The organism is Leisingera sp. SA215, assembly GCF_055902035.1.
Window position 1 is genome coordinate 1 of the sequence record NZ_JBVVXU010000070.1, and the last position, 4173, is coordinate 4173.

Sequence of the window (4173 nt, forward strand, 5' to 3'; positions counted from 1 at the left end):
ACCCCACCCCCCTCGACCATTCCCCCCCCCCCCCCTCCCCTCCCCCCCCCCCCCCCCCCCCCCCCCCCCCCCCCCCCCCCCCCCCCCCCCCCCCCCCCCCCCCCCCCCGCCCGGATCGGATCGCATCGGCGATCCGATCCCTTGGCGCACTGCGCCGGTCCCTCTACTCCGCTACCGGGGGTCTGAAGGCGGATTCCCGCTGGCGGCCGCTGGCAAAGCGTGTAGCGTCGGCGGGGATTGATCAATCTTCAGCAGGAGACACAGGCAATGCCGGTATTGCGGGACAGCGGCTTCAAAGGCGAAATCACCTGGCTGGGCATGGTGCCTGCGGGCCATGGTCTGCGGGCGGAACCGGCTGACCGGTTGCATCTGGGGTTTTCCGGCATTTCTGGCGACCGCCACGAAGGGGAGAACCGCGCCTCCTGCGTGCGGGTCCGCAATTTGTATCCGGAAGGCACCGAAATCCGCAACGTCCGCCAGCTGACACTCCTGTCCGAGGAGGAGCTGGCGCTGATCGCCGCGGATATGGGGATGGAGCGGGTCGACCCTGCCCATCTGGGCGCCACCATCATCCTGCGCGGCATCCCGGACTTTACCTTCGTGCCGCCCGGGTCCCGGCTGCAAGGGCCGGGCGGGGCGACCCTGACCGTTGATCTGGAAAACCGGCCCTGCGTGCTGCCGGGGCGGGAGATTGAAAAAGCCCGCAGCGGATATGGCGCCCGTTTCAAACCGGCAGCCCGGAATCGCCGGGGAATCACCGCCTGGGTGGAACGGCCGGGGAGCCTGGCACTGGGCGGTGAACTCACGCTCTTTGTGCCGGAACAGCGCGCCTGGGCGCCGTGATTTCCTTCTTTTAGGGGAAAGCGTTTCCTTTAAGGAACCGGGACCGGGGCTGCGAAAGACCCCACGCCGCTTCAAGGCAGGATAATGTCGGAAATCACGCGCGTGCTTTGCCGCATATTGGCTAAGTCTATCGCGAAACCGGCATTCTTTTGCCGGCGATTGTATGCAAACTCAGCAGGAACCTTGCCATGAGCTACAAGAGTGACATCGAGATTGCGCGTGAAGCGCAGAAGAAACCGATCCAGGAGATTGGTGCGAAGATCGGGATTTCGGACAGCGATCTGCTGCCCTACGGCCACGACAAGGCAAAGGTGTCGCAGTCCTTCATCAACTCGGTGCAGGACCGCGAAGACGGCAAGCTGATCCTGGTGACCGCGATCAACCCGACGCCGGCGGGCGAAGGCAAGACCACCACCACCGTGGGCCTGGGCGACGGTCTGAACCGGATCGGCAAGAACGCGATGATCTGCATCCGCGAAGCCTCGCTCGGCCCGAACTTCGGCATGAAGGGCGGCGCCGCAGGCGGCGGCTACGCCCAGGTGGTGCCGATGGAGGAGATGAACCTCCACTTCACCGGCGATTTCCATGCCATCACCTCGGCCCATTCGCTGCTGTCGGCAATGATCGACAACCACATCTACTGGGGCAACGAGTGCGAGATCGACACCCGCCGCGTCGCCTGGCGCCGGGTTGTCGACATGAACGACCGCGCCCTGCGGGTGATCACCGCCTCTCTGGGCGGCGTCTCCAACGGCTTCCCGCGCGAAGCCGGTTTTGACATCACCGTGGCCTCGGAAGTGATGGCGATCCTGTGCCTCGCCAACGACCTGAAAGACCTGGAAAAGCGGCTCGGCGACATCATCGTGGCCTACCGCCGCGACAAGACCCCGGTCTACTGCCGCGACATCAAGGCCGAAGGCGCGATGACCGTGCTGCTGAAAGACGCGATGCAGCCGAACCTGGTGCAGACCCTGGAAAACAACCCGGCGTTTGTGCATGGCGGCCCGTTTGCCAATATCGCCCACGGCTGCAACTCGGTGATCGCCACCAAGACCGCCCTGAAAGTCGCCGACTACGTGGTGACCGAGGCCGGTTTCGGCGCCGATCTGGGGGCTGAAAAGTTCATGAACATCAAATGCCGCAAGGCAGGCATCGCGCCGTCGGCAGTGGTGCTGGTGGCCACCGTGCGGGCGATGAAGATGAACGGCGGCGTTGCCAAGGCGGATCTGGGCGCCGAGAATGTCGACGCGGTCAACGCGGGCTGTGCCAACCTCGGCCGCCACATCGAGAACATCAAATCCTTCGGGGTTCCTGTTGTGGTTGCGATCAACCACTTTGTGACCGACACCGATGCCGAAGTGGAGGCTGTCAAAGCCTATGCCGCCACCCATGGCGTCGAGGCGGTGCTGTCGCGCCACTGGGAACTGGGGTCGGAAGGCTCGGCGCCGCTGGCGCAGAAGGTTGTGGAAATCGTCGATGCGGGCCAGGCCAACTTCTCGCCGATCTACCCGGACGAGATGTCCCTGTTCGACAAGATCGACACCATCGCCAAGCGGATCTACCGCGCCGACGAGGTGCTGGCGGACAACAAGATCCGCAACCAGCTGAAGGAATGGGAAGAGGCGGGCTACGGCAATCTGCCGGTCTGCATGGCGAAGACCCAGTACTCCTTCTCGACCGACCCGTCGCTGCGCGGTGCGCCGGTGGGCCATTCGGTGCCGGTGCGCGAAGTGCGCCTCTCGGCCGGTGCCGGCTTCATCGTTGCGGTCTGCGGCGAGATCATGACGATGCCCGGCCTGCCGCGCAAACCGGCGTCGGAAACCATCCGCCTGAATGACGACGGCCAGATCGAAGGCTTGTTCTAAACGGCGATATGCGACATTCACGGCCCGGGACCCATCCCGGGCCGTGAGAGTTTTGAGACATGAGCACCACACGCACCCCGCCAGATGCCTGCAGCGATATGGCAAGCCTCCGGCTGCAGATCGACCACCTCGACCGGGAGCTGATCGCGCTGCTGGCCGAGCGGGCCGGATACATTGACCGGGCGATTGCGCTGAAGCAGGCAAACGGCTGGCCGGCGCGGATCCCGGAACGGGTCGAGGAAGTGGTGCTGAATGCCCGTGCCGCGGCCGCGGAACAGGGGCTGGACCCCGGTCTGGCCGGGCACCTGTGGCGGCAGCTGGTGGAGTGGTCGATTGCCCGCGAGGCGCGGGTGATCCGGGAAGAGTGAGGCTGAGCGGGGGCCTGCGGCGCGGGCATCGCGAGCGACTGAGATGGACAGGCAGGCTTCAAGGGCGATCCGTGCCTGCGGCAAAGAGGAAGAGATCAAATGGCAGCAACATTGATTGACGGCAAGGCCTTTGCGGCCAAGGTGCGCGGCCAGGTGGCTGAGCATGTGGCGCGGCTGAAAGAGGAACACGGCATCACCCCCGGCCTGGCGGTGGTTCTGGTCGGCGAAGACCCGGCCTCCCAGGTCTATGTGCGCTCCAAGGGCAAGCAGACCGTCGAGGTCGGCATGAACTCGGTCGAGCACAAGCTGGATGCGGAGACTTCCGAGGCGGATCTGCTGGCGGTGGTCGACCAGCTGAACAACGATCCCTCGATCCACGGCATCCTGGTGCAGCTGCCGCTGCCGAAGCATATGAACGAGGATCTGGTGATCAATTCGATTGCGCCGGAGAAGGACGTCGACGGTTTCCACATCTCCAACGTCGGCCTGCTGGGCACCGGCCAGAAATCGATGGTGCCCTGCACGCCGCTGGGCTGCCTGATGATGCTGCGCGACCACCATGGGTCGCTGTCGGGCATGGATGCGGTTGTGATCGGCCGCTCCAACATCGTCGGCAAGCCGATGGCGCAGCTGCTCCTGGGCGACAGCTGCACGGTGACCATCGCGCATTCGCGCACCAAGGATCTGCCCGATGCGGTGCGCCGCGCCGACATCGTGGTGGCGGCGGTCGGCCGTCCGGAAATGGTGCCGGGCGACTGGATCAAGGAGGGCGCGACCGTGATCGACGTCGGCATCAACCGCATCGAGCGCGACGGCAAGACCAAGCTGGTCGGCGACGTTGATTTTGCCACTGCGGCCGAGCGCGCGGGCGCCATCACCCCGGTGCCGGGCGGCGTCGGCCCGATGACCATCGCCTGCCTGCTTGCCAACACCGTCACTGCGGCCTGCCGCGCCAACGGCCTCAAGGAACCCGAAGGCCTGACCGCCTGACCCAGCGCTGACCGCTGACCGCCTGACTGATATGCTCCCGCCGGACCGCCTCCGGCGGGAGTATTTTTTGGAAAGATGATGGCTGGCAGGCCTTAGGCCGTCACCGG

The 4173-nt window shown here is 65.4% G+C and carries 4 protein-coding genes; all 4 read left to right on the plus strand.

Going from position 1 to position 4173, the window contains the following annotated elements; all coding sequences use genetic code 11:
* Positions 1-267: 267 nt before the first annotated feature.
* The 4 genes from AC0KW6_RS22875 (at position 268) to folD (ending at position 4066) form a co-directional block, all read left to right on the plus strand.
* Positions 268-843: an MOSC domain-containing protein gene (locus tag AC0KW6_RS22875; protein WP_474036218.1), complete on the plus strand. Its 576-nt coding sequence runs from the start codon at positions 268-270 to the stop codon at positions 841-843.
* Between the two features lie 188 nt (positions 844-1031).
* Positions 1032-2708, plus strand: coding sequence for a formate--tetrahydrofolate ligase (locus AC0KW6_RS22880; protein ID WP_474034756.1), 1677 nt, complete (start codon positions 1032-1034; stop codon positions 2706-2708).
* A gap of 59 nt (positions 2709-2767) precedes the next feature.
* Positions 2768-3076, plus strand: coding sequence for a chorismate mutase (locus AC0KW6_RS22885; RefSeq protein WP_474034755.1), 309 nt, complete (start codon positions 2768-2770; stop codon positions 3074-3076).
* A gap of 99 nt (positions 3077-3175) precedes the next feature.
* Positions 3176-4066 carry a bifunctional methylenetetrahydrofolate dehydrogenase/methenyltetrahydrofolate cyclohydrolase FolD gene (folD, locus tag AC0KW6_RS22890; protein ID WP_474034754.1) on the plus strand — a complete coding sequence of 297 codons (891 nt, stop codon included), beginning with the start codon at positions 3176-3178 and terminating at the stop codon, positions 4064-4066.
* The last annotated feature ends 107 nt before the right edge of the window (positions 4067-4173 follow it).